22 protein-coding genes are annotated in these 23188 nt (G+C 68.1%); 17 read left to right on the forward strand and 5 right to left on the reverse strand.

The window, feature by feature from the left end:
- Both JJB11_RS17715 and JJB11_RS17720 read left to right on the forward strand, forming a co-directional pair.
- Entirely contained in the window at window positions 1–912 is a 912-nt protein-coding gene (locus JJB11_RS17715; protein ID WP_201174402.1) for a LysR family transcriptional regulator, read from the forward strand.
- Between the two features lie 232 nt (window positions 913–1144).
- The gene (locus tag JJB11_RS17720; RefSeq protein WP_201174404.1) at window positions 1145–1330 is read left to right on the forward strand and encodes a hypothetical protein; all 186 of its coding nucleotides are present in this window, start codon (window positions 1145–1147) and stop codon (window positions 1328–1330) included.
- A 290-nt stretch (window positions 1331–1620) separates the two neighbouring features.
- Here the strand turns inward: JJB11_RS17720 and JJB11_RS17725 are convergent, their stop codons facing one another.
- The 3 genes from JJB11_RS17725 to JJB11_RS17735 form a co-directional block, all read right to left on the reverse strand.
- Complete coding sequence (locus JJB11_RS17725; RefSeq protein WP_201174406.1) at window positions 1621–2232, reverse strand: NHL repeat-containing protein; 612 nt, start codon at window positions 2230–2232, stop codon at window positions 1621–1623.
- Window positions 2233–2637: 405 nt separating this feature from the next.
- Window positions 2638–3663, reverse strand: a complete 1026-nt coding sequence (locus tag JJB11_RS17730) for a serine hydrolase domain-containing protein (RefSeq protein ID WP_201174408.1) — start codon at window positions 3661–3663, stop codon at window positions 2638–2640.
- A gap of 169 nt (window positions 3664–3832) precedes the next feature.
- Complete coding sequence (locus tag JJB11_RS17735; RefSeq protein ID WP_201174416.1) at window positions 3833–4858, reverse strand: DnaJ domain-containing protein; 1026 nt, start codon at window positions 4856–4858, stop codon at window positions 3833–3835.
- 203 nt (window positions 4859–5061) lie between these two features.
- Between JJB11_RS17735 and JJB11_RS17740 the strand changes: the two genes are divergently transcribed.
- The 15 genes from JJB11_RS17740 to JJB11_RS17810 all read left to right on the forward strand — a co-directional run bounded on the left by JJB11_RS17740 (window position 5062) and on the right by JJB11_RS17810 (window position 21543).
- The gene (locus tag JJB11_RS17740) at window positions 5062–5868 is read left to right on the forward strand and encodes an IclR family transcriptional regulator (RefSeq protein ID WP_201174418.1); all 807 of its coding nucleotides are present in this window, start codon (window positions 5062–5064) and stop codon (window positions 5866–5868) included.
- 209 nt (window positions 5869–6077) lie between these two features.
- Window positions 6078–6974, forward strand: a complete 897-nt coding sequence (locus JJB11_RS17745) for a dihydrodipicolinate synthase family protein (protein WP_201174419.1) — start codon at window positions 6078–6080, stop codon at window positions 6972–6974.
- Window positions 6975–6991: 17 nt separating this feature from the next.
- Complete coding sequence (locus tag JJB11_RS17750) at window positions 6992–7990, forward strand: dihydroxyacetone kinase subunit DhaK (protein WP_201174422.1); 999 nt, start codon at window positions 6992–6994, stop codon at window positions 7988–7990.
- Entirely contained in the window at window positions 7990–8586 is a 597-nt protein-coding gene (locus JJB11_RS17755; RefSeq protein WP_201174424.1) for a DAK2 domain-containing protein, read from the forward strand. Before JJB11_RS17750 ends, JJB11_RS17755 begins: the two co-directional genes overlap by 1 nt.
- Window positions 8587–8613: 27 nt before the next feature.
- Window positions 8614–9939 (forward strand): MFS transporter, encoded by a 1326-nt coding sequence (locus tag JJB11_RS17760; protein ID WP_201174432.1) that lies wholly within the window; start codon window positions 8614–8616, stop codon window positions 9937–9939.
- 12 nt (window positions 9940–9951) lie between these two features.
- Entirely contained in the window at window positions 9952–10827 is an 876-nt protein-coding gene (locus JJB11_RS17765; RefSeq protein WP_201174439.1) for a branched-chain amino acid ABC transporter permease, read from the forward strand.
- Window positions 10828–10833: 6 nt separating this feature from the next.
- Window positions 10834–12630, forward strand: coding sequence for a branched-chain amino acid ABC transporter ATP-binding protein/permease (locus JJB11_RS17770; protein WP_201174441.1), 1797 nt, complete (start codon window positions 10834–10836; stop codon window positions 12628–12630).
- Between the two features lie 32 nt (window positions 12631–12662).
- On the forward strand, window positions 12663–13796 hold the full coding sequence (locus JJB11_RS17775; RefSeq protein WP_201174443.1) for an ABC transporter substrate-binding protein: 1134 nt from the start codon (window positions 12663–12665) through the stop codon (window positions 13794–13796).
- A complete protein-coding gene (locus JJB11_RS17780) occupies window positions 13796–14566 on the forward strand; it encodes an ABC transporter ATP-binding protein (protein WP_201174445.1) in 771 nt (256 codons plus the stop codon). Before JJB11_RS17775 ends, JJB11_RS17780 begins: the two co-directional genes overlap by 1 nt.
- Window positions 14567–14624: 58 nt before the next feature.
- The gene (locus JJB11_RS17785; protein ID WP_201174447.1) at window positions 14625–15653 is read left to right on the forward strand and encodes a DctP family TRAP transporter solute-binding subunit; all 1029 of its coding nucleotides are present in this window, start codon (window positions 14625–14627) and stop codon (window positions 15651–15653) included.
- Window positions 15654–15666: 13 nt separating this feature from the next.
- Complete coding sequence (locus JJB11_RS17790) at window positions 15667–16212, forward strand: TRAP transporter small permease (protein WP_201174449.1); 546 nt, start codon at window positions 15667–15669, stop codon at window positions 16210–16212.
- Complete coding sequence (locus JJB11_RS17795) at window positions 16209–17486, forward strand: TRAP transporter large permease (protein ID WP_201174450.1); 1278 nt, start codon at window positions 16209–16211, stop codon at window positions 17484–17486. Before JJB11_RS17790 ends, JJB11_RS17795 begins: the two co-directional genes overlap by 4 nt.
- Window positions 17486–18886: an FAD-binding oxidoreductase gene (locus tag JJB11_RS17800; RefSeq protein ID WP_201174451.1), complete on the forward strand. Its 1401-nt coding sequence runs from the start codon at window positions 17486–17488 to the stop codon at window positions 18884–18886. The genes JJB11_RS17795 and JJB11_RS17800 overlap by 1 nt, the downstream gene beginning before the upstream one ends.
- Window positions 18883–19896 (forward strand): Gfo/Idh/MocA family protein, encoded by a 1014-nt coding sequence (locus tag JJB11_RS17805; RefSeq protein WP_201174453.1) that lies wholly within the window; start codon window positions 18883–18885, stop codon window positions 19894–19896. The genes JJB11_RS17800 and JJB11_RS17805 overlap by 4 nt, the downstream gene beginning before the upstream one ends.
- Window positions 19897–20163: 267 nt before the next feature.
- On the forward strand, window positions 20164–21543 hold the full coding sequence (locus JJB11_RS17810) for a hypothetical protein (protein WP_201174454.1): 1380 nt from the start codon (window positions 20164–20166) through the stop codon (window positions 21541–21543).
- A gap of 107 nt (window positions 21544–21650) precedes the next feature.
- Here the strand turns inward: JJB11_RS17810 and JJB11_RS17815 are convergent, their stop codons facing one another.
- Entirely contained in the window at window positions 21651–22283 is a 633-nt protein-coding gene (locus JJB11_RS17815; protein WP_201174455.1) for a ProQ/FINO family protein, read from the reverse strand.
- Window positions 22284–22498: 215 nt separating this feature from the next.
- Window positions 22499–23155 (reverse strand): TRIC cation channel family protein, encoded by a 657-nt coding sequence (locus JJB11_RS17820; protein WP_201964926.1) that lies wholly within the window; start codon window positions 23153–23155, stop codon window positions 22499–22501.
- Between the last annotated feature and the right edge of the window lie 33 nt (window positions 23156–23188).

Consider the following 23188-nt stretch of genomic DNA (forward strand, 5'->3'; position numbering starts at 1 on the left):
ATGGACCTGCGAGACCTGCGCTACTTCGAGACCATCGCCGACCTGCAGCATGTCGGGCGTGCAGCGGAGAGGCTGCATCGCACGCAACCGGCGCTCACGAGCAGCATCCGGCGGCTGGAGGAAGACTGTGGCACGCCGCTGTTCGAACGTGCCGGTCGCGGCATTCGCCTCACGGCGGCCGGCAGGGTGCTGCTGAAGTGGGCCCAGCGCGTCCGGTTCGACATGGAGGATGCCAAACGTGAGATTGCCGCCATGGGCAACGGCCTCGCCGGTCACGTGCGCGTGGGCATCGTGCCGACCGCGGCCCAGTTTCTCCTGCCCGCCGCCGCGCGCCAGCTGCTGCAGGAAGCTCCCGACGTCACGCTGCGCACCGTGGTGGGCTTGGTCGACGCGCTGAAGCCACTGCTACGCCAGGGTGAACTCGACCTCGTGGTGGGCACTGAAACCCAGGCGGAGGAGGGCATCGCCTCCAGGGTGGTGGCCGAGGATGCGATCGTCGTGGCCGCCAGCGCGAGACATGAACTGTTCCGCGGGCCGGTGGCGCTGAAGGATCTCACGAAATACCGCTGGGCCCTGCAGCCGCCGGGGGCTCCCGCGAGGGACTGGCTGGATCACACCTTCGACCGGCGGCGGCTGACGCGCCCGCAGGTGCAGGTCGAAAGCACGATGCTGCTCATGCTGCCGACGCTCATCATGCAGACCGGGCTGCTCAGTTTCATTTCGCGGCACCACCTGGGCCTCAAGGGCGGCCGCTCCGGCCTCAAGGAAGTCCCACTGAAGGAAACGACCATGGTGCGGCGACTGGTGGTGACCTATCGCGAGCAAGCCTACCTCTCGGCGGCGACGCAGCGGCTGATCGACCTCTTGATGGCCCAGCATGCGTCCAGCTCCCATGTCCTTTCAGCTGAATAGGCAAAAGCACGACGGAGCGGGCTGGGCAAGCGCCAAGTGCCGAGTGCCCCCGCGCCGATCACGGATGCCAGGACGCCCGCAGAGTCCCGGTTGGCATGGCGTCCAGCGCCTCGCCCAGCTGCGCTCGCCGCGTGCACCGTGGGCGGCGCAAGACGGCGAAGCTGGAGCGGTATTCGCTTCACTGGCTCTGGAAGCCCACGCATTCATCATCCCCAATAACACGGAAACGAGGATGATTCCGCTCGAAAGCGGCGTCGTTGCCCTCAGCCTCGCCCAACGGGAGGAGATCTCCCAGTCGTTTCTTGAATTGCGCCGGGATCGCCTCTGCTGCCTGGAAGTTTCCGTCGTCGTCGGGTTCGCAGCAGAAAACGAAGGGGCACAGGTGGAACGCGATCGGCTCGATGAGGGGGCGAGATGAAGTGCCACGAGGTAGGCCGAGGGCGGTGAAGCACCTCTTCTAGTCTCGTTGCGCATTTGGGCGCGCCTTTTGCGCGGGCGACAAGGTTCGGCAGGGGTTCAGGTTGTTGTTCATGTACGCCCCGGCCAAGCTCATTGATGACGCGCCCCGCGAGCGCACCGCCTACAACGCAGCCGCCTTCCTGGAGGAACGTCTGCTTCGGGTCGTTTGCTGCCGTACTCCTCTCAACGAGAGCAAGACAGCTCCCGGCCACGAGCAGCCTCACGCAGCCCACGCTGATCATCAGGTCCTTAGTTCGGTCGGTCCGAAGATGGGGCAGACCGCCCGGCCGCGAACGTGATCTTGCGGATCTTGCGGTTGCCCATGTCGGCGACGAGCAGCGCGCCTTGCGCGTCGAACACCAAGGCCGACGGCATGCTGAACGTGGCCGAAGCTGCGTCGCCGTCTGCGTCGCCGGCCTCGCCGGTGCCCGCCAGCACGGTGACCAGCCCGTCGGGCGTGATCTCCACGATGCGATTGCCGAACGGGTCGGCGACGAAGGTGTTACCGGCCGCGTCCGTGGCCCGCTCCGCGGGTTGCGGGAAGTCGATCACGTCCTCCGGGAGCGTGGACACCATGCCATCAGCGACTACGCGCGTGGCGTTGCCGGTGCCGAAGTCGGCCACGTGCAATTGCCCCATCGCGTCCATGGCCAGCGCATGCGGCATGAAGAACTGCGCGGCCATCGCTTTGCCGTCGACCGTTCCGAACGCGCCCGAGCCGGCGACGGTGATCACGCACGCTCCCCCATCGGCGCAGGCCCCCGTGCCGACTTGCACGCCCACCGCTACGCCGCCGCCGCAAGCAGCGCTCAGGAAAGCCGCCATCGCTTCTTCGAACACGAGTGCGTGAATGCGTCCCATGGCTTGCTCCGCTGGATCCGCCGCCATGCTGCGCCGATCACCGGCGGCGTGCAAGGGGTCGCCAGCCGTGAAAACTGATCTCGGCCAGAACCAGCCCTACAGCCCGGTCTCGAATCGGTCGACTCCAGACGGTTCTCCGGCAGGGTACGGCAATCAAGTGAATTGAAGCTGGGGAGCTCTGATTCACTTCCGGCAAGAAGCATTGAGGGCTACTTTCGGCCAGAAGGACGGCCGGCCCCGCGTCCTTGTCGAGTCGACCCGCAGAGCGCGTGAATGCGGCATCTATGCAGCTCGAATTGATCGCGCCGGCCTACTCGTATTTGCAGGCGAGCCGGGCGCGGCGCGCGCCCACCTTCGCGGCGCACGCGGCCGCTTGAATATCGGCGCCTGGCAGCTCCCGCGCCTTCAGGGCCCCTGCACCGTTCTGCCGACCTGGAGCCACTCCATTGAGGCGTGGGGCCCCGGAAGAATCGCGGGCAGGACCAGCCGACCCAAGCGCAGCCCACGCGCCGAGTTGGCGAACCAGACCACCGCATCCTTCGTTCTTCGGTTGGCGATGACGAACGCGCGAAAGCCGGGGATGTGCCCCCAGTGGAACAAGCAATCCTGGGAGGGTTCGAGCCCCCAGCCGAGCCCCCATGCGATGCCGTCCGCTTCGGCAGGGCTCGGGTCGAGCACGTCATCGATACCGCGGGTCGCACGCACCGCGGGTGCGAGCCATCGCGCATGCATGTCGCTGCCCAGACCTTGCGCGCGCAACACGAGCTGAACGAAGCGCGCATAGTCACGCGCCGTCGTATGGAGCGACCACGACGCGCTCGGCGCCACCGGCCGCCGCTTCGGCACCGGAGTTCCGTCCATCTCTTGGCCGCGCGCGTGGTTGGCCTCGAAGCGCTCCTGCCACTGCAGGCTGGAATCGGCCATGCCGAGCCGGTCGAACACCCGCTCGCGCGCCAGGTTCTCGAGCGACTGCCCGGTGACCTTCTCCATCGCGCGCTGCAGCCACGCGAACGCACTGCTGCCGTAGCTGAATCGTGCGCCGGGAACGAAATATGTCCTGAGCGGCGTCTCTTTCGTGACGATGTTCGGCAGCCCACTCGTATGCGTGAGCACGTGCGCCGCCGTGATAGCGGCCGCGCGCGGGTCGTCGGGAACGTAGGGCCCGCAGAGGGATTCCAGCGGCGCCGTGAGGTCGAGCCTGCCTTCCTCGGCGAGTTGCAAGGCGATCAGGGAGACGAGAGGCTTGGTTAGGGAGGCGGCTTCGAAGACCGTACTGACGTCCACGGGCGCGGCATCGTCCGAGCCCCGACTACCGACGGCATGGATGGTGGTGATCTCGCCCGCTCGCAAGATGGCGAGAGACACGCCGGGGATGGCGCCCCGGACCCCTGCGAGCAGATCGAGAATGGGCTGAGCGTCGGGGGGGTGCATTCGGCGGGTGATGCGAGCGGAGGTGCGGAGTATGCCCGGCCGGGATGGCTGCTTCGGGTCGTTTGCTGCCGTACTCCTCTCAACGAGAGCAAGACAGCTCCCGGCCAGCAGCAGCCGCCCGAGATCGCTCCCATCGGCGAGCACGCGTTCACCCACAGAGAGCGGCGAATCAGCTGTCGGCTGCCGCCGCGTCGTGCTCCGCCCATGCCGCGACCTGCTCATTCCAGGCTCGAACCTGAGTGCCCGCTTCGGTCGTTTCGTCCTGGGTGTTGCTTTCGATGAGCGCATCGAGCAGCACATCCTGCCGTTGATCCCACTCGGAAGGAAACAGCGGCACCACGGACACCAGGCAGTCGGCAGGTGCGGCTGAGGGGCTGACGGGAAAACCGGCTCCCTTGATCCGATAGGTGAGGGCGCCACGTTGCAGACGCATGCGGCGCATGCCTTGAAGGGTCGGCACCTCTACCCATCGACCCGCGACCCAGGCGAACCCGTCGACTGGCATCTCGATCCGGATGGTCCCATCTTCCTGCAGCGACATGAAGGCATGCGGGGAGAGCGTGACCCGCACGTCCAGCGAACGGTGGCCCGCGCCGTGCTGTAGCTTGACCCGTGCATGCAGCTGGTGGCCGTCGCGCACGCCAGGCGGAATACGCAGCCGACAGCGGTAGGCGAGGGGCGCAGACTGGCCGCTCCCGCCACAGCTGGAGCAGGACGCTGGCGTCGTGCCGCGGCCCTCGCACGCACCGCAGGGCGACGCCGAAGCGAGCCATGGGAACCAGAAGGTTGGCCGCAACTCGCCTTGGCCGCCGCACTGCGTGCACGCCTTTGGTTCGGGCGCTTCGCCGCTGCCGCAGCATTCGGTGCACGCATGGGCGATCTGGCCGTCCACGCTGCGGATGCAGCCCGAGGCCGCTTCCTCCAGGGAGAGAGTGATGGCGTGGTCGATCGGAACATCCTGCGCATGGGGCGCGGTCGCCGGCGGCGCCTCATGCACGGTGTCGTGCGCCTCCTGGCGCGCGCTGCGGATTTCCTCCACGGCGCGGTTGATGCGTTGAATTCTCTGCAACGCCTGCGCACTCCTGTTTCGGTCGGGGTGCCAGCGTGCCGACAGCCGTCGCCATGCCGCCTTGACCTCGGCATCGCTCGCCTCGGGCGTCAGGCCGAGTGCGGCGTAGGAGTCCTCGATGTCCACGTGTCGCCCGCCGTGCTGTTGTGTTGCAGTGCAGCATAGTAGCCGATCCGGTTTCGCGGTCCCGGCCCGTCGGGCTGTCCAGCGAGGCCTTGCACCATTGCGCGCGACGAGACGGACTCCGCTCCAGATTTTGGTGCGTGGTCCGCGGTCCCACGGCGCATCTCTTGCCGTCCCGGATACCGGAACGCTAGAATGCGCCGGACATGAAGCCCGATCTCCCTGCCAGCGCCGAGCGCGTCGCCGACGACAAGAGCCGAATCCAGTCCATCGGCAAGATGAGGGAGATCCTTGGCTGCTTCTCTACCGTGGACCGGCACCTTTCGCTCGCCGAGATCGGCAAGCGCTCCGGCTTGCCGCGGCCCACGGCGCACCGGATGCTGTCGGCGCTGAGGGAGATCGGATTCATCGAGCAGGACGCGCGCAACGGCAACTACAGCCTGGGCATCGGCCTGTTCGAGCTGGGCAGCCTGGCGCTGTCCAACATGGACCTGCTGCGCGAAGCCAAGCCTTTCATGGATCGCATCTCGCGCCTCGCGGGGGAGTCCGCGCACCTTGGCGTGTTCAACGGCTACGAGGTGATCGTCGTCGAGCGGGAGGAGCCCACCGAACGCCAGGCCCGGGCCCTGCAGCCGAGCGAGGCTTCGCCCGCGTACTGCACCGGGGTTGGCAAGGCGACCCTCGCATTCCAGCGGCCGGAGATCATCGAGCGGGTGATCACCGGCGGGCTGAAGGCCTACACCAACCACACGATCACCGCCCCGGACATCCTGCGCCGCGAGCTCGCAACCATCCGTGAGCGCGGCTACGCCCTCGACGATTGCGAGCATGAGATCTGGGTGCGGTGCGTCGCTGCGCCGATACGGAACGCCTCGGGCCATGTCTTTGCCGCCCTGTCCGTTACCGGAGGGGCAGACCGGATGACGGACAAGAAATTGTCCGACTTGGCGCCGCTGGTGGTGCAGACGGCAGACACGATCTCGCGCCAGATCGGCTTCCAGCCGCACGGCTGAGCCACACCCCCGACACCCCTTCTTCACTTGGCGGCGGCCCTCCCAGGAGGGTCGCTGCAGCCGCTTCTTGGGCCGCAGAGGGGTGTTTGAACTTCTGTTTTAAAGGGAAAACCCCGTTGAGACGGGTCCGTCGGCCTCGTTAAAGTTCTTCGAAACGTCGATCCGGATTCCGGAATGACGTCCAACCCCAGAACTTCGAGGAAAACTCCGTGACCCAGACCGACCTCCGCCAGCGCCTGACCGGCGTGCTGCCCCCCATCACCATGCCGTTCGACCGCAATGGCGCGCTCGTCAAGGGTGGCCTGCGCGGCCAGATCGACTTCATCATCCAGCAGGGCGCGCGCGCCGTCGTCGCCGGCGGCAGCACCGGCGAGGGACACACGCTGAACGAGGCGGAATTCGACCAGGCCATGCGCGAGTCGTACGAAGCCACGGCCGGCCGCGTGCCCTTCGTGGCGGGCCTGATCGTGCAGAGCACCAAGGACGCAATCGACCGCGTCAAGCGCCTGCAGGGCATGAACATCGCCGCGCTGCAGGTCACGCCCGTGCACTACCTGTTCAAGCCGGACGCCGACGCCACCGTGCAGCACTTCCGCGAGATCTACGAGGCCACGCAGGTGCCGATCCTGATCTACAACGTGATTCCCTGGAACTACCTGGGCGTCGACCTGATGCTGCGCATCATGGACGAAGTGCCCGGCGTGATCGGCATGAAGCAAAGCGGCGGCGACCTCAAGTCGGTCTCCGACCTGATCCTGCGCGCCAAGCCGCACAACCTGGTGCTCTCGGGCGTCGACGCGCTGCTGTACCCGGGCTTCGCCCTCGGCATGCACGGCGCCATCAGCGCGCTGACCACCGCCGTGCCCGGCGCCGTGGTGCGCCTGTACAAGGCGGTGCAGGCGAACGACCACGCCACCGCGCGCGAGATCCACTTCAAGCTCAATGCGCTGTGGAACACCTTCAACCACGACAACCTGCCCGCGTGCGTGAAGTACGTGCAGCACCTGCAGGGCCTGGAGATGTACGAGCCGCGCCGCCCGATGATGCGCGTGACCGAGGACCAGAAGCGCGCGATCAAGCCCGCGCTGCAGTCCCTGCTGGGCTGAAGCGGGACGCCGTCGCGATGAAGAAGATCCTCAACCGCCCGGCGGACTACGTCGACGAGACGCTGGACGGCCTCGTCGCCGCCCACTCCGACCAGCTGCGCCGCCTCGGTGAAGATGGCCGGGTGGTGGCGCGCTCGCGCGGCGCCATCCCCGGCAAGGTGGGCATCGTCACCGGCGGCGGCTCGGGCCACCTGCCCGTCTTCCTCGGCTACGTGGGCGAAGGCCTGCTGGACGCCTGCGCGGTCGGCAACGTTTTCGCCGGCCCGCGCGTGTCCGACTGCCAGGAAGCCATGCGCGCCGCCGACGGCGGCGCCGGCGTGCTGCAGCTGTATGGCAACTACGGCGGCGACCGCATGAACTTCGAGATGGCCCGCGAGATGCTGGAGCTCGAAGGCATGCAGGTCGCCTCCGTGCGCGTGGCGGACGACGTGGCGAGCGCGCCGGTCGCCGAGCGCCAGAAGCGCCGCGGCGTGGCGGGCATGGTGTTCGCCTTCAAGGTCGCCGGCGCAATGGCCGCGGCCGGTGGTTCGCTGGCGGAAGTGACGAAGGTCGCCGAGAAGGCCGCACTGGCGTGCCGCTCGATCGGCGTGGCCCTGACGCCCTGCGTGATCCCGGAATCGGGCAAGGCCTCGTTCGAGATCGCCGCCGACGAAGTCGAATTCGGCATGGGCATCCATGGCGAGCCCGGCATCTGGCGCGGCAAGCTGAAGACCGCCGACGCATTGACCGACGAAATGCTGGAGCGCCTGCTGCCCGAGTGCAACCTGGGCCACGGCGACCGCGTCGCGGTGCTGGTCAACAGCCTGGGCGCCACGCCGCACGAGGAGCTGTACATCATGTACCGGCGCATCGCGCAGACCTTGGCGGACAAGGGCATCACCCCGGTGCTGCCCCTGGTGGGCCGCTACGCGACTTCGATGGAAATGGCCGGCGCGTCGCTGACGCTGATGCCCGTGGATGCCGAACTCGAGGCGCTGCTCGCAGCGCCGGCGAACTGCCCGTTCTGGAAAGTGTGATGATCGACGCAGGCAATGTGAGATCCGCGCTGGCGCGCTGGTGTGACGCGCTCGAAGCCGCTGCTCCCGAACTCAATGGGCTCGACGGGCGGCTGGGAGACGGCGACCTCGGCACCACGCTGCAACGCTGCGCGGTGCTCGTGCGCGAAGCCTTGCCGGCCATGGGCGATGACCTGGCGTCCGTGTTCAAGGCCTGCGCCGGCGCGAGCGCCAAGGCGTCGGGTTCCAGCTTCGGCACGCTGCTCGCGGTCGCGTTCCTCACGGCAGCCAAGCGCGTGCAGGGCCGCGATACCCTGGACCGCGCGGCCCTCGTGGAATTGCTCGATGACGTCGTCGGTGCGCTATCCGCCCGGGGCGGCGCCGCGCTCGGCGACAAGACGATGCTGGACAGCCTGCACGCGATAGCGCGCGCGCTGGCCGAAAGCAACGACAACACCGACCTTCGCTGCGTGGCGCGTGAGGCGGCCTCCGGCGCGCTGGAGGCGATGCGCTCGAAGCCGAACCGCATAGGCCGCGCCCGCATGTTCGCCGAGCGCAGCATCGGCCTCGAAGACCCGGGCATGGTCGCCGTGCTGCGGATGGCCGAAGCCCTGTAGTTTCATTCCAAGAATCCGGAGACAACCATGTCCACCCCCTCCCAAGCCCTCTCGGGGCTCGCGCCGCGCGCGCATGCCGACAAGGCGGCGCGCCAGCTGCGCACCGTGCTGGGTTCGAGCCTCCTCGGCACGACCATCGAGTTCTACGATTTCTTCATCTACGGCACGGCGGCGGCGCTCGTCTTCCCGAAGCTGTTCTTCCCCACGTTCTCGCCGCTCGCGGGCATCCTCGCCGCCTACGCGACCCTGGCCATTCCGTTCCTCACGCGGCCGCTCGGCGCCATGGTGTTCGGCCACTACGGCGACCGGCTGGGGCGCAAGAAGATGCTGCTGCTGTCGCTGATGGTGATGGGCCTGTCGACCTTCGCCATCGGCCTGGTGCCCACCTACGAGAGCATCGGCGTCGCCGCGCCGGTACTCGTGATCCTGCTGCGCCTCGTTCAGGGCTTCGCGCTCGGCGGCGAATGGGGCGGCGCCACGACGATGGTGATCGAGCATGCGCCGCGCGAGCGCCGCGGTTTCTTCGGCACGTTCGTCCAGCTGGGCAACGTGGTCGGCCTGTTCATCTCCACGCTGGTGTTCGCCGTGCTGCCCAAGGACCAGCTGCTGCAGGGCGGCTGGCGCCTGCCGTTCCTGGCGAGCATCGTCATCCTGCTGGTGGGCATCGTGATCCGGTCTAAGGTGGAGGAGACGCCCGTCTTCGAGGCCATGAAGAAGAGCGAGCAGCCCGCGCGCATGCCGGTGCTGGAGGTGCTGCGCCACCACAAGCGCGCGGTTTTCCTCGCGATGGGAATGCGCACCGGTGAGATTGTTCTCGGCTGGCTGGTGATCGGCTTCCTGCTCACGTATGCCACCAAGACGGTGGGCTTCACGTCCAACGACGTGCTGTACGCCATCCTCGGCGCGAGCGCGCTGGGCATGGTCACTTTCCCGCTGTTCGGCGCGCTGTCGGATCGCATCGGCCGCAGGCCGGTCTACCTGATCGGCGCGGTGCTGGCGGCCGTGTTCGCCTTCCCGTTCTTCTGGTTGATCGACTCCAAGGTCCCGGCGCTGTTCTTCTTCTCCATCATCTTCGGCTATGCGTTCGCGCTGGGCGCGATGTTCGCAGTGCAGCCGGCGTTCTTCAGCGAGACCTTCGACACGGAAGTGCGCTACACCGGGGTGTCGCTCGGTGCCCAGCTGGCGAACGTCATCGGCGGCCTCACGCCCATGATCGCCACCAGCCTGGTGGCTTGGGCCGGCGGCAAGTCGTGGCCGATCTCCGCGTTCCTCGCGGTGGCGTCGCTCGTCACGGTCGGCTGCGTGCTGGCGACGCGGGAGACCCGCGGCAGCTCGCTGCTCGCCCAGCACTGACCCGGCACGGCCATGCTGCTGCAGATCACCGCGAGCGGGCTGGCGATGGGCGCGATCTATGCGCTCATCGCACTGGGCTACGCCTTCGTCTGGAACACGATGGCCATCGTGAACTTCGCGGCCGGCGAGTTCGTGACCTTCGCGGCCTACATCTTCGTGGCCACCTTCATCACCCAGCTCGGTTTCCCGTTCTGGCTGGCGCTGGCGAGCGCCGCCGCCGTGATGGCGCTGCTGGGCGCGATCTTCTCGCGCGTGGTGTTCGCGCGACTGCAGAAGCAGCGCCCGCTGGTGGCCATCATCGCCACCGTTGCCTTCGGCATCTTCCTCAAGGAGATGGCCCGCATCCTGTACGGGCCCGAGCCGCTGATCTACACGGGACCGTTCGGAAGCGGCAGCGGGATCCACGTCGGCAACATCGTGATCGGCTGGCAGAACCTGCTGATCCTCGCCGTGGTGGTGGTGCTCACCATCGCGCAGGGCATCGTCCTGAAGCGCACCATGCTGGGCAAGATGATGCGCGCCGTGGCACTGGACCGCGACACGGCGGCGCTCATGGGCATCCCGGTGCAGCGCGTGCTGGCCGGCACCTTCGCGTGGTCCAGCGTGCTGGCTGCGCTCGCCGGCATGTTGCTCGCCCCGCTGTTCTTCGTGACCACCGAGATGGGATCGATGGTGGGCCTCAAGGGCTTCGTCGCCATGATCATCGGCGGCTTCGGCTCGATCCCCGGCGCCATCATCGGCGGCCTGCTGCTGGGCGTCGGCGAGAACTGGGCGTCGTACCTGCTGTCCTCCACCTACCGCGACGTGATCGCGTTCGTGATCCTGCTGCTGTTCCTGGCCGTGCGCCCGCAAGGACTGCTGCCCGAGCGTACCGCCGACCGCGCGTGACCTGACATGACCGGCCGCAAGATCCTCCTCCTCGTCCTGCTCGCCGCGCTGGCGCTGCCGCCCTTCGCGGGCATCAACACGTACTGGCTGCACGTCCTGAACGTGACCTGGATCTTCGCGATCGCGGCGCTCGGACTGAACCTGGCCACTGGCGTCACGGGGCAGATCGTCCTGGGCCAGGCCGCGCTCATGGGCATCGGCGCGTACACCGCGGGCCTGCTGATGGTGCGGCTGCACTGGCCCTTGCTGGCGGCCGCCGCCGCAGCCCTGGCCGTCGCCGTGGCGGTCGGCGTCGCGCTCGGCCTGCTGTCGATGCGCATCAAGGGCCACTATCTCGCGATCACCACCCTGGCGCTCAACGAGATCTTCCGCCAGGTCGTGCTGAACGAGGCCGGCGTGACCGGCGGCCCCATGGGGCTGCGCGACATCCCGGGCTTCGCGCTGCCGTTCTGGAGCGGCGACGTCGACCGCCAGGCCTACCTGCCGCTGCTCGCCACGATGGTGCTCGCCTTCGCGCTGGCGCTCGCGCTGTACCGGCGCCGCCTGGGCCGCCAGATGCGTGCCGTGCGCGACGATGAACTGGCCGCCGAATCGATGGGCGTGGACTCGCGCGCCATCAAGGTCCGCGCGTTCGTGCTCTGCTCGTTCTTCGGCGCCGCGGCCGGCGTGCTGTACGTGCTGGCCACGGGCTTCGTCTCGCCGAACAACTTCACCATCTTCGAGAGCATCCGTCTGGTCCTGATGACGGTGATCGGCGGCCTTGGCTCCATCGGCGGCACCGTGATCGGCGCGGCGCTGATCACCATCCTGCCGGAGGTCTTCCGCGACCTGCAGGAGTACTACATGGCGGCGTTCGCCGTGGCGGTGCTGGCGGTGCTGCTGCTGGAGCCGCGCGGCCTCGGTGTCGTGGGCGACTGGCTGCTCGCGCCGTGGCTGCCGCAGCAGGAGAAGGGGCGCGAGCCCGGCGGGCTGGCGTCGCTGAAGGGCCAGGAAGCCGGCGTCGCCGAACTCGCCAGCGGCGCGGCAGTCGCCCCGGGTCCGCTCGCACCGGTGCTGCTGCAGGCGCGCGGCGTGTCCAAGCATTTCGGCGGCGTGTACGCGCTGCAGGACGTGTCGTTCGACGTGCGCGAAGGCGAGATCCTTGGCGTGATCGGCCCCAACGGATCGGGCAAGTCCACCTTCATCAACATCTGCTCGGGCATCGTGCGCGCCGACGCGGGCAGGGTGCGCCTGGGCAGCGAGGACATCGCGCGCCTGCCTGCGTGGGACATCCACGCGCGCGGCGTGGCCCGCATCTTCCAGAACGTGCGCCTGTGGGAGTCGATGACGGTGCTGGAGAACGTCATGCTCGCCTGGCGCGGAACCGGCGGCGACGCCGAGGCCGAGCGCGCGGCGCGGCAGGCTCTCGACGGCATGGGCATCGGCTTCCTCGCGCGCCGACGCGCCGCCGACCTCTCGTTCGGCCAGAGCCGGCTCGTCGAACTGGCGCGCGCCACCGTGAACAAGCCGAAGCTCTTGCTGCTTGACGAGCCCGCGGCCGGCCTGCGCGGCGGCCTCGTGATGGAGCTGGCCGGCATCCTGCAGCGGCTGCGCGAGCAGGGCACCACCGTGCTCGTGGTCGAACACCGCATCAAGCTGGTGATGGCCATGTGCGACCGCGTCGTGGTGCTGAACCTGGGCGAGAAGATCGCCGAGGGTCGCCCGGACGAGATCCAGAAGGATGCACGCGTCGTCGAGGCGTACCTCGGCGAACGCACGGGCTACGACGCTGACGCGGCCCCGGTGGCCAGCGTGGCTGCATGAGAGCGATCACCACAACGCAACGGAGACATCGAATGAAGACCTTCCAACGTTCCACCCCCCTTCTTGCGCTGGCCGTCGCCGCCGCGGGAACCCTGGCGAGCGCGCCTGCCGCCGCCGACATCGTGTTCGGCGTGTCCGCGCCCATGACCGGCCCGCGCGCCATGCTCGGTCGCAACACGAAGAACGGCGTGGACCTCGCCGTCGCCGAGATCAACAAGGCCGGCGGCGTGCTGGGCCAGCAGATCAAGGTGGTGTACGAGGACGACCAGGCCGACAATCCGAGCGCGGCGATCAACGCGGTCAACCGCCTGCACAACCAGTACAAGGTGCCGGTCATGATCGGCCCGCACTTCTCGGTGGCGCAGATGGCGACGCAGAAGTCCTACTGCGACGGCTCGCTGGTGTCCATCACCGGCGCCAGCGGCATCCCGGTCACCGCCAACGGCTGCAACTTCGTGCTGCGCAACCGCGCCAACGACAACGTGCAGAGCAAGGCGCTGGTCGCCTACGCGATGAACACGCTGAAACTCAACAAGATCGGCGTGATCTACGTGAACGACGACTTCGGCAAGGCCGGCGCCGACCGCGTGGTGCAGAACATCAAGGACCTGGGCCTCACCCCGGTGGGCGTGGAGAGCCACAACGCGGAGGACAAGGACTTCTCCGCGCAGCTCGGTCGCCTGCAGAACGCCGGTGCGCAGATGGTCATCCTGTGGACCCACGACGACGAGGCCGCCCTGATCGTGCGCCAGGCGAAGCAACTGGGCCTGCCGATCAAGTTCGCCGGCAGCACGTCGCTGTCGCAGCCGATCTTCCTCAAGCTCGCGGGCGACGCCGGCGAGGGCGCCATCAGCTCCAGCGACTTCGTGCCGACCAATCCGGACCCGCGCACGCGCAGCTTCGTCAAGAAGTACGGCGACAAGTACAAGCTCGAGGCGGAACTCTACGCCGCGACCTATTACGACGCGACCTACCTCGCGGCCAAGGCGATCCAGATGGCGGGCAGCACCGACGCGAAGAAGGTGCGCGAAGCGTTCTCCAAGCTGCAGTACGGCGGCATCCTGGGCGACTACAAGTGCCAGCCCAACGGCGACTGCCTGCACCAGATCAACATCGTCGAGGTGCACAAGGGCGAGCCCGTGGTCAAGAGCGTGGTGAAGTTCTGATGTTCGAGGGGACCGAGTCGCTGCACGCGCCGGCACCGGCCGCGCCCGAGGACTCCGGCGCGGTCCTCGAGATTGCGCAGGCCGACGCGTTCTACGGGAAGGCGCAGGTGCTGTTCGGCATCTCGCTGAAGATCCGGCGCGGCCAGGTGGTGGCGGTGATCGGCGCCAACGGCGCCGGCAAGTCCACCACCCTCAATCTCGTGACCGGCCGCGTGCGGCCGTCATCCGGGCGCGTGCTGCTGAACGGCCAGTCGATCGCCGGCGCGCCCACCGAGCAGATCATCGCGCGCGGCGTCGGCTGCGTGCCGCAGCGCCGGCGCATCTTCCCGACGCTCACCGTCCTGGAGAACCTCGAGGTCGGCGGCTACGTGCGCCGCAAGGACAAGGCGGGGCTCGCCCGCACGCTGGAGGAGGTCTACACGCTCTTCCCCGTGCTGAAGAAGAAGTCGCACATGATGGGCGGCATCCTCTCCGGCGGCGAGCAGCAGATGCTGGCGATCGGCCGCGGCCTGATGTCCGATCCGTCGCTGCTGCTGCTCGACGAGCCCTCGATGGGCATCTCGCCCAAGCTCACGACCGAGATGTTCGCCGACATCCGGCGCATCGCCGCCACCGGCCGCACCGTGATGGTGGTGGAGCAGAACGCGTATGCGGCGCTTTCCATCGCGGACTACGGCTACGCACTCGAGAACGGCGCCGTGGTGCTGCAGGGCGAGGCCCGCCGCCTGATCCACGACGACTACGTGCGCCAGACCTACCTCGGCGCCTGAGCGCCGGGTCGCATTCTTTTTCCGTTTTCCGTTTGCCATCCATCCCGAGGAGACAGCCTTGCACAGCAACACCCTTTCGAAGATCACCCGTCGCGCAGCGATCGCTGCTGCGGCTTTCGCGCTGGCGCTGCCGGCCGCACAGGCGCAGCAGACGCTCAAGGGCGGCACCAGCATGACGCCGGACCATCCTGCCGCCGAAATGCTGAAGAAGTTCTCCGAAGTGCTCGACGCCAAGAGCCACGGCAAGATCAAGCTGCAGGTGCTGACCAACGGCGTGCTGGGCGCCGACGTGCAGATGCAGTCGCAGCTTCAGGCCGGCACCCAGGACGTGATGACCACCGGCACCGCCACGATGGCGAGCCAGGTCAAGGAAATGGCGATCCTCGACTTCCCCTTCGTGTTCCAGAGCGGCGAGGAGTTCGACCGCGTGATGGACGGCCCCATGGGCAAGCTGCTGTCCGACAAGGCGTATGAGAAGGGCTGGGTCGTGCTGGCGTACACGCACAACGGCTTTCGCAACACCACGAACAGCAAGCACCCGATCACGAAGTGGGAGGACTACAAGGGCCTGAAGCTGCGCGTGATCCAGAACGCGATGTACATCGACATGTTCAAGCAGCTGGGCGCCAATCCCACGCCGATGGCCGTGACCGAGGTCTACACCGCGCTGGAGACCAAGGCCGTCGACGGCCAGGAGAACCCGCTGCCGCAGATCGTGACGATGAAGATGCAGGAAGTGCAGAAGTACCTGAGCCTGACCCGGCACTCCATCAACTCCGAGGCGCTGCTCATCGGACGCAAGAGCTGGGACAAGCTGTCGAAGGAAGACCAGGCGACCGTCCTCGCGGCCGCCAACGAGGCGAAGCAGTGGAAGCGCCATGAGCTCCCGCGCATGGAAGCCGGCATGCTGGAGACGGTGAAGAAGGCCGGCATGCAGGTCAACGACGTCTCGCTCGCCGAGCGCCAGCGCATGGCCGTGCAGCTCAAGCCGGTGATCGACCGCCAGAACGAGCGCGTGGGCGAGGACTTCGCCAGGCAGTTCTACGCGGAAGTGCAGAAGGTCCGCACCAACGTGGCCGCGAAGTAAGCAGGGAATCACCTTGGACCGCATCGTCAACCTCTATTTCAAGCTGCTCGAGGTCCTGCTCGTGCTGTGCCTCGGCGCCATGGTGGTGATGGTGCTGGGCAACGTGATCCTGCGTTACGGCTTCAACTCCGGCATCACGGTGTCGGAGGAGCTCTCGCGCTTCGGCTTCGTGTGGCTGACCTTCGTCGGCGCCGTGGTCGGCCTGCGCGAGGGCGCGCACCTGGGTGTCGACACGCTCGTACGCAAGCTGCCCATGCTCGGTCGCCGCTTGTGCTTCCTGGCCAGCGAGGCGCTCATGCTCCTGTGCTGCGTGCTGTTCTTCGTCGGCACCTGGCGCCAGCACGACATCAACGCGGGCACCCTGTCGCCCGTCGCCGAGATCTCGATGGAGTGGGTGTTCGGCGTCGCGTACCTGTGCGCCGGTTCCATGGCCCTGATCATCGTCGCGCGCCTGCTGCGCTTCGCGACGGGCCAGCTGTCGGACGACGACCTGATCGCCGTCGCGGACTCGGAGGAGCAGGCGCTCGTGGACGCCAGCTCGGAAGGAGCGCGCGCATGACGCTCTGGATCTTCTCCGGTTCGCTGATCGGCGCGATGGCCATCGGCATGCCGATCGCCTTCGCCCTGATCGTGTGCGCCCTGGCCCTCATGTGGCAGATGGGCAATTTCGACACGCAGATCATCGCCACGAACCTGGTGAGCGGGGCCGACAACTTCCCGCTGATGGCCGTGCCTTTCTTCCTGCTGGCCGGCGAGTTGATGAATGCTGGCGGCATGTCGCGCCGCATCGTCAACGCTGCGATGGCCTGGGTGGGCCACCTTCGAGGCGGTCTCGGCTACGTCGCCGTGGTGGCCTCGGTGCTCATGGCCTCCCTCTCGGGCGCCGCGGTCGCCGACACTGCCGCCATCGCGGCGCTGCTGGTGCCCATGATGCGCACGGCGGGCTACGACCCGGCGCGTTCCACCGGCCTCATTGCGGCGGGCGGCATCATCGCGCCAGTGATCCCGCCTTCGATCGGCCTCGTGCTGTTCGGCGTGGCCGGCGGCGTGTCGATCAGCAAGCTGTTCATGGCTGGAGTGTTCCCGGGCATCCTGCTGGGCGTGGCACTGGCCGCGACCTGGTGGTGGGTGGCACGGCGAGACCGCGTAACGGTGGCGGCGAAGATGCCCATGGGCGAGCGGCTGCGCGAAACGGCGCGCGCCTTCTGGGCGTTCCTGCTGCCGGTCATCATCGTCGGCGGCCTGAAGTTCGGCGTCTTCACGCCGACCGAAGCGGCCGTGGTCGCCGTCGCTTATGCCCTCGTGGTCGGCCTGTTCGTCTACCGCCAGCTTCACTGGCGGCACATCTACGGCCTGATGCTCAACTCCGCGAAGACGACCGCGGTGATCATGTTCATGGTGGCTGCAGCGCTGGTGTCCGCGTGGCTGATCGCGCTGGCCGACATCCCCGGCCAGGTGACGCAACTGATGCAGCCGTTCATGGGCAGCCCCACGCTGCTGATGTTCGCCCTCATGGTGCTGGTGGTGATCGTGGGCACGGCGCTCGACTTCGCGCCGACCATCCTGATCCTCACGCCGGTGCTGATGCCGCTGGTGAAGCAGGCGGGCATCGACCCCGTCTACTTCGGCGTGCTGTTCGTGATCAACAACGCCATCGGCCTGATCACGCCGCCGGTGGGAACCGTGCTCAACGTGGCCAGCGGCGTCGCCCGCGTGCCCATGCACGACGTGATCCGAGGCGTGATGCCGTTCATGATCGCGCAGCTCGTGGTGCTGTTCCTGATGGTGCTGTTCCCGCAGCTGGTCATGGTCCCGCTGTCGCTGTTCCGCTGATGGACGCGCCACAATTCGCCGACGCCGGCGTGCGCGAGGCCGTCGTCACCCAACTGCTGGCGCGGTTCGGCGCGCGGGCCAGCCGCGCGCAGGCCCTGCGCGAGCACCACTCGCACGGCCAGAACGTCACCGACGCCGGGCTCCCCGACGTGGTCGTATTCCCCCACACCACCGAGGAGGTCGCGGAGATCGCGCGCCTGTGCCACGACGCACGGATGCCCATGGTGCCGTTCGGCGCCGGCTCCTCGCTGGAGGGCCACGTCGCCGCCGTGCACGGCGGCGTCAGCATCGACCTCACGCAGATGGCGCAAGTCCTGGAAGTGGACGCGGACGCGCTCGATTGCCGCGTGCAGGCGGGCGTGACCCGCGTGCAGTTGAACAACGCAGTGCGCGGCCAGGGCCTGTTCTTCCCGATCGACCCGGGCGCCGACGCGACGCTGGGCGGCATGACGGCCACGCGCGCGTCCGGCACCGCCGCCGTGCGCTACGGCACGATGCGCGATGCCGTGCTCGGACTGACCGTCGTCACGGCGGACGGCCGCGTCGTGCGCACCGGCACGCGCGCACGCAAGACGGCCGCGGGCCTGGACCTCACGCGCCTGTTCGTCGGCAGCGAAGGGATCCTCGGCTTCATCACCGAGATCCAGTTGCGCCTGTGGGGCTTGCCGGAGACCGTGGAAGCCGCGGTCTGCCAGTTCCCCGACGTGGCCTCTGCGGTGCAGGTGGTGATCAGCGCCTTGCAGATGGGCGTGCCGCTCGCGCGTATCGAGCTGCTGGACGACGTGCAGATGCAGGCCTGCATCGCCTATTCCAGACTCGACGAGTTCCGGCCGCTGCCGACGCTCTTCATCGAGTTCCACGGCTCGCCGGCCGCCGTGCGCGAGCAGGTGGAGACGCTGGAGGGCTTGGCGGCCGACGCGGGCGGCAGCGGCTTCACGTGGGCGGCAAGGCCGGAGGACCGCACCCGCCTGTGGAAGGCGCGGCACGAGGTCACCTGGGCCAACTTCGCCTTCCGCCCGGGCCACGCGATGATAGGAACGGATGCCTGCGTGCCGATTTCCCGCCTGGCGCAGTGCATCGCCGAAACGGGCGAGGACGTGGCTCGCAGCGGGCTGGCCGCGCCGCTGGCCGGGCACGTCGGCGACGGCAACTTCCACCTGGGTATCCTGTACGACCCCGCCTCGCCCGGCGAGCGGGCGAAGGCCGAGGCGCTGGCCGAAGCGGTGGCGCTGCGCGCCATCCGCCTGGGCGGCACCTGCACGGGCGAACACGGCATAGGCCGCCACCGCATCCACCAGCTGGAGGCGGAACACCCCGAGGGTATCGTGCTGATGCGGGCCCTCAAGCACGCGCTCGATCCGCGCGGCGTGATGAATCCTGGAAAGATGGTGATGGCATGAACGACAGGCAAGGACCGGTGCGCTGGGGCTTCATCGGCGCGAGCACGATCGCGCACGAACACATGGTCAACGCGGTCCGCCTCGCCGGGCACGAAGTGGTGGCGATCGCCAGCGGCTCCCACGCGCGCGCGGCGCAATTCGCTGCGGAGCACGGCATTCCGTTCGCCACGGATTCGGTGGACGCGCTGCTGGCGCGCCCCGACGTCGAGGCGGTCTACATCAGCAGCACCAACGACCGCCATTGCGCGCAGGTGCTGGCTGCCGCTGCTGCCGGCAAGCACGTGCTGTGCGAGAAGCCGCTGGCGATGGACGTGCCCGATGCGCAGCGAATGGTGGACGCCTGCCGCGCTGCCGGCGTGCTGTTGGGGACCAACCACCACCTGCGCAACGCCGCGACGCATCGCGCGCTGCGTGACCTGGTGCGCGCCGGTGCCATCGGCAAGCCGCTCTTCGCGCGCGTCCACCACGCCGTGTACCTGCGGCCGCTGGTGCAAGGCTGGCGCATCCACGATCCCGCAGCCGGCGGCGGCGTGATCCGCGACATCGTCGTGCACGACGTCGACGCGCTGCGCTTCGTGCTGGGCAGCGAGCCGCAGGAAGCCGTGGCGATGACGCAGAGCGCCTACCTCGCGACCCAAGGCCTGGAAGATGGCGTCATGGCCGTCCTGCGCTTCTCGGACGGACTGCTCGCGCACGTGCACGCGGCCTACACCACGCGCAACACCGTGACCAGCATCGAGATCCTGGGCGACCAGGGCTCGCTGGTCGCGCGCGACGTCATGACCGTGCAGCCCGTGGGCAGCGTCATGCTGCGTGACGCGGACGGCGAGCGCCCGGTGGAACTGGCGCAAGAGAACCTGTACGCGCGGGGCGTCGCGCTGTTCGCAAGCGCGCTACGCGGCCAGGGCGCGCCTGCTGCGACCGGCGAGGACGGAGTGCGTTCGCTGGCAGCGGCATTGGCCGTCGCCGAATCCGCGCAGACCGGGCAGCGGGTGCGCATCCCGGCTTAGGGCGCACGGCAAAAAAGGGGTCGCCGCGTCGGTGACGGAGTCACCGTGGCCGCGGAAGCTCCTCAGCAATAAGCCCTTACCGGATGAACCCACCGTAACTTGCATTGCCGGGTTCCCCCACGCAGACTGACTCTCTGCCCGGGATTGCGACGGCCTTCCGTACTGCCTCCCCCGTGACCGAAATAGTCACGCCAAGCACATCCGCGGGGTCTTGGCGTTCGGTAGATGCGACCGACATCCGGGTGATCACCGCAGAGGGGGTGTCCCATGCTCATCCGGTTCCTTTGCGCCGCTTGGGCGGCACTGGTTCTCGCATCATGTGGGGGTGGCAGCGACGGCAGCGGCATGGATCCAACGCTGACGGCTTCACCCATGGACGCGTCGGCTCGCGCGAAGAGCGGCCCGATGAATGCTTCCCTTCTTGCCGACCCTGTGTCCGTTGTCAACACCACAACCGCCAACGACCAGATATTGCGGGCAGTGGGCGCCACCCAGGGCGGCGGCTACGTCGTCGCCTGGATCTCGACCGGCCAGCTTCTCTTCATGCAGGCTTATGACAGAGCCGGCGCCAGGACTGGATCCGAACTCCGTATTCCTCTTGGGATCGACGCCCCCACGCAAGTAGCCAGCCGCATGGCCATCGAGCAGAGTTCGTTGGTCGTGCTACGCGACGGGTCGGTGGTGGTCCTGTACACGATCACCCGGGACGTGGCGATGCCGGGTGGTTTCACCTCGACAACCACCGGGGTGTTCTTCCAGATCTTCAGTGCGAACGGCGTGCAGCTCGTGCCGGAGACGGAAGTCGTGTCGCAGCCCTATGCCGGGCCCCGTGGCCCTTCCCTCGGCCCTCCGCGGCTCGTCGCGTTGTCGGACGGCGGCTTCGCGGTTGCCTCGGTCCTCTCACACTACTCCACGGGTTCCCCGAACCGGGCGGACGTGTCCCTGTACTGGTTCAACGGCCAGGGGCAACCCTTGGGGTCCCCGGTAGGGGTTGGAAGTTTCAACCAGGTGGGTGCTGCCGTGATGCAGGACCTGGTCGCGGACGCGCAGGGCGGGCTGGTCTTGTCCGTCCTCGGCACCGGCGCCACGATCTACAGCATGCAGTACACGGCGTTCCGCTATGGCCCGGACCACGTCCTCTCCTTGACGGTCGTTGGGCCGCAAAGCCTCCCGGTCCTGCTTCTGCCGCTCGAAGATGGCTACGTACTTTTCACGGCGGCGGCTGGCGGAGGTGCCACGATGCAGATGCTCGACACCCAGGGCAACCCGGTCAGTGCAGTCGCGACGGTAGCGTCCCTTCCGTTTGCAGCTCGTGAGCTGGCCGACGGAAACTTCGTCGTCATCTGGTTCGCCGCCGGCGTCTATACGGCCCAGCTCTTTGCCGATGACGGGACCTCACTTGGCAAGGCGGTGCCGATCAGCAGCAATGGCACCGCGCCCGCGGTGGCCGCGCTGGCGGCACCGGCCTTCGTGGCCGCCTGGAGCGCAGCTAGCGCCAGCGGCGATTTCGATGTGTACGTGCAGCGGTTCTCTGAAAAGCTCAGCGCGCACAGGAAGGCCTGCGCGGACAGCGCCAGGGACCAGGGCTTGAAAGGCAAGCAACGCAAGGCCTTTGTCCATGCTTGCATGGGTTCGCAAGGCGACTGACGCGCAGACGTCATCGTCATGGGCACGCGCGCTCGTCGAGGGTTTGCGAATTGGCGATGGGCCCGCGCGGGACAGGACGACCGCCAAGCAGGGGAGCGCCGCCCCGCTTACGCCAGCAGCCTCCTGGCTTCCTTCGGATCCAGCCCGTACATCTCCGCGAATTCGGCAACGGACTTGCCGCTCGCCTTGAACGCGTTGTGCAGGGCTTCGCGGCGCGCGGCCTTTTGCGCGACGACGGACAGGGCGTCCTCCAGCATGGAATGGATGCCGTCGTCCGCGGAGGTGAAGCGCTCCCGGTAGGCTTCGCGGCTCAGGCCGGACGCCTCGATCGCGGCTGCCAGTTGCGCGACGGCACGCTCGCGCGCGCGCTCGGGGTCCTTGCTGCTGCGGCGCCGGTACAACTCCAGGATGGCGTGATGCACGTGTTCGGGCGCCAGCGGCTCCACTGGCTTGCCTTGCAGGTCATGGCGGGCGAGTCCGGACGCCACGGCCTCGATGTAGCGCGTGGAGCGGGTGTGCAGCCCGAGGGCCACCTTGAGCTCGCTCGCGGGCAGTGCGTCCGGATGTGCGGCCACCAGGTCTTCGAAGACGCCGATCTTGAGCGGCAGGAACCGGGCGCCGAACAGCCGCGGGTACAGCTCGAACAGTTTCTGCAGGAGGGGATGCACGGGGCGCTGCGGCTTGCGTGCGGCGGCACGGCCGCGGGAAGCTGGGGAATCGACGATCGCGTCCTGGGACATGGTGATGTTCTTTGGGGGCGCGCTGTGGAATCGCCTCGCGATGCGCGCGGGATCCACGTGCCGAAGCAGCTCGCGCCTTGTGACTGGAAGTTCGCGCAGCCCGTGCGCGCCTGCCCACAGTGTATTCGGCCCGCGGCCCCGGGCCCGTGCCAGACGCAGCTCGGGACCGTCGTGACACCGAAGGAGCGGCGATGCAACCTCAGCCGCAGCGCCGGTCAGCGCTTCGACTCTTCGCCGTCCGCCGCCGCGTCCAGGGGCGCCGCGGCAACGGGAAGCTGCCAACCATTTCGGATCGCCAGCACGCGCAGCGCGAAGCACAGTGCAGCGCCCGCCACCGCCGAGGGAGTCGGAGGCAACTGCAGCATGGCGGCCGTCACGACCACGGCCGCTCCTGCGAGTGCTGCGACGGCGTAGAGGTCGGCCCGCAGCACCGTGGGAACCTGCGCGAGCAGCACGTCGCGCGCCATGCCGCCGCCGACACCCGTGAGCATCCCCATCAGCGTCGCCATCACGGGATTGAGGCCGTGCGCCAGGGCCTTGCCCGCTCCGGTCACCGCGAACAGTGCAAGGCCGGCAGCGTCGAACAGCAGCACCGGGCTCCATTCCCGGTGAATGCGCGAGGGAAAGTAGAAGGTGAGCAGCCCGGCCAGCAGCGAGACGCCGAGGTAGTGCCAGTCGCTGACGGCGCCGGGCGGCACGGCGCCGATCAACAGGTCACGCGTGATTCCGCCGGTGTTCGCAGCCGCGAAGGAGAGCACGAGCACGCCGAACAGGTCCAGCCGGTTCTTCACTCCCGCCATGCCGCCGCTGAGCGCGAACACGAAGGTGCCGGCCAGGTCCAGCGCGTAGAGGAAGTTGGCCGTCGAGAGCACGGACGATTCTAGGCCGGCATGCAGGTCACCCGC

Origin of the sequence: Ramlibacter ginsenosidimutans, assembly GCF_016654015.1 — a bacterium.
GTDB lineage: Bacteria > Pseudomonadota > Gammaproteobacteria > Burkholderiales > Burkholderiaceae_C > Ramlibacter > Ramlibacter ginsenosidimutans.

Bases quoted from the DNA above. Each gene is read 5' to 3' on its own strand.
- JJB11_RS17715 (WP_201174402.1), top strand. From the start codon at position 1: ATGGACCTGCGAGACCTGCGCTACTTCGAGACCATCGCCGACCTGCAG.
- JJB11_RS17720 (WP_201174404.1), top strand. From the start codon at position 1,145: ATGATTCCGCTCGAAAGCGGCGTCGTTGCCCTCAGCCTCGCCCAACGG.
- JJB11_RS17725 (WP_201174406.1), bottom strand. From the start codon at position 2,232: ATGGGACGCATTCACGCACTCGTGTTCGAAGAAGCGATGGCGGCTTTC.
- JJB11_RS17730 (WP_201174408.1), bottom strand. From the start codon at position 3,663: ATGCACCCCCCCGACGCTCAGCCCATTCTCGATCTGCTCGCAGGGGTC.
- JJB11_RS17740 (WP_201174418.1), top strand. From the start codon at position 5,062: ATGAAGCCCGATCTCCCTGCCAGCGCCGAGCGCGTCGCCGACGACAAG.
- JJB11_RS17750 (WP_201174422.1), top strand. From the start codon at position 6,992: ATGAAGAAGATCCTCAACCGCCCGGCGGACTACGTCGACGAGACGCTG.
- JJB11_RS17755 (WP_201174424.1), top strand. From the start codon at position 7,990: ATGATCGACGCAGGCAATGTGAGATCCGCGCTGGCGCGCTGGTGTGAC.
- JJB11_RS17760 (WP_201174432.1), top strand. From the start codon at position 8,614: ATGTCCACCCCCTCCCAAGCCCTCTCGGGGCTCGCGCCGCGCGCGCAT.
- JJB11_RS17765 (WP_201174439.1), top strand. From the start codon at position 9,952: ATGCTGCTGCAGATCACCGCGAGCGGGCTGGCGATGGGCGCGATCTAT.
- JJB11_RS17770 (WP_201174441.1), top strand. From the start codon at position 10,834: ATGACCGGCCGCAAGATCCTCCTCCTCGTCCTGCTCGCCGCGCTGGCG.
- JJB11_RS17775 (WP_201174443.1), top strand. From the start codon at position 12,663: ATGAAGACCTTCCAACGTTCCACCCCCCTTCTTGCGCTGGCCGTCGCC.
- JJB11_RS17780 (WP_201174445.1), top strand. From the start codon at position 13,796: ATGTTCGAGGGGACCGAGTCGCTGCACGCGCCGGCACCGGCCGCGCCC.
- JJB11_RS17795 (WP_201174450.1), top strand. From the start codon at position 16,209: ATGACGCTCTGGATCTTCTCCGGTTCGCTGATCGGCGCGATGGCCATC.
- JJB11_RS17800 (WP_201174451.1), top strand. From the start codon at position 17,486: ATGGACGCGCCACAATTCGCCGACGCCGGCGTGCGCGAGGCCGTCGTC.
- JJB11_RS17805 (WP_201174453.1), top strand. From the start codon at position 18,883: ATGAACGACAGGCAAGGACCGGTGCGCTGGGGCTTCATCGGCGCGAGC.
- JJB11_RS17810 (WP_201174454.1), top strand. From the start codon at position 20,164: ATGCTCATCCGGTTCCTTTGCGCCGCTTGGGCGGCACTGGTTCTCGCA.
- JJB11_RS17815 (WP_201174455.1), bottom strand. From the start codon at position 22,283: ATGTCCCAGGACGCGATCGTCGATTCCCCAGCTTCCCGCGGCCGTGCC.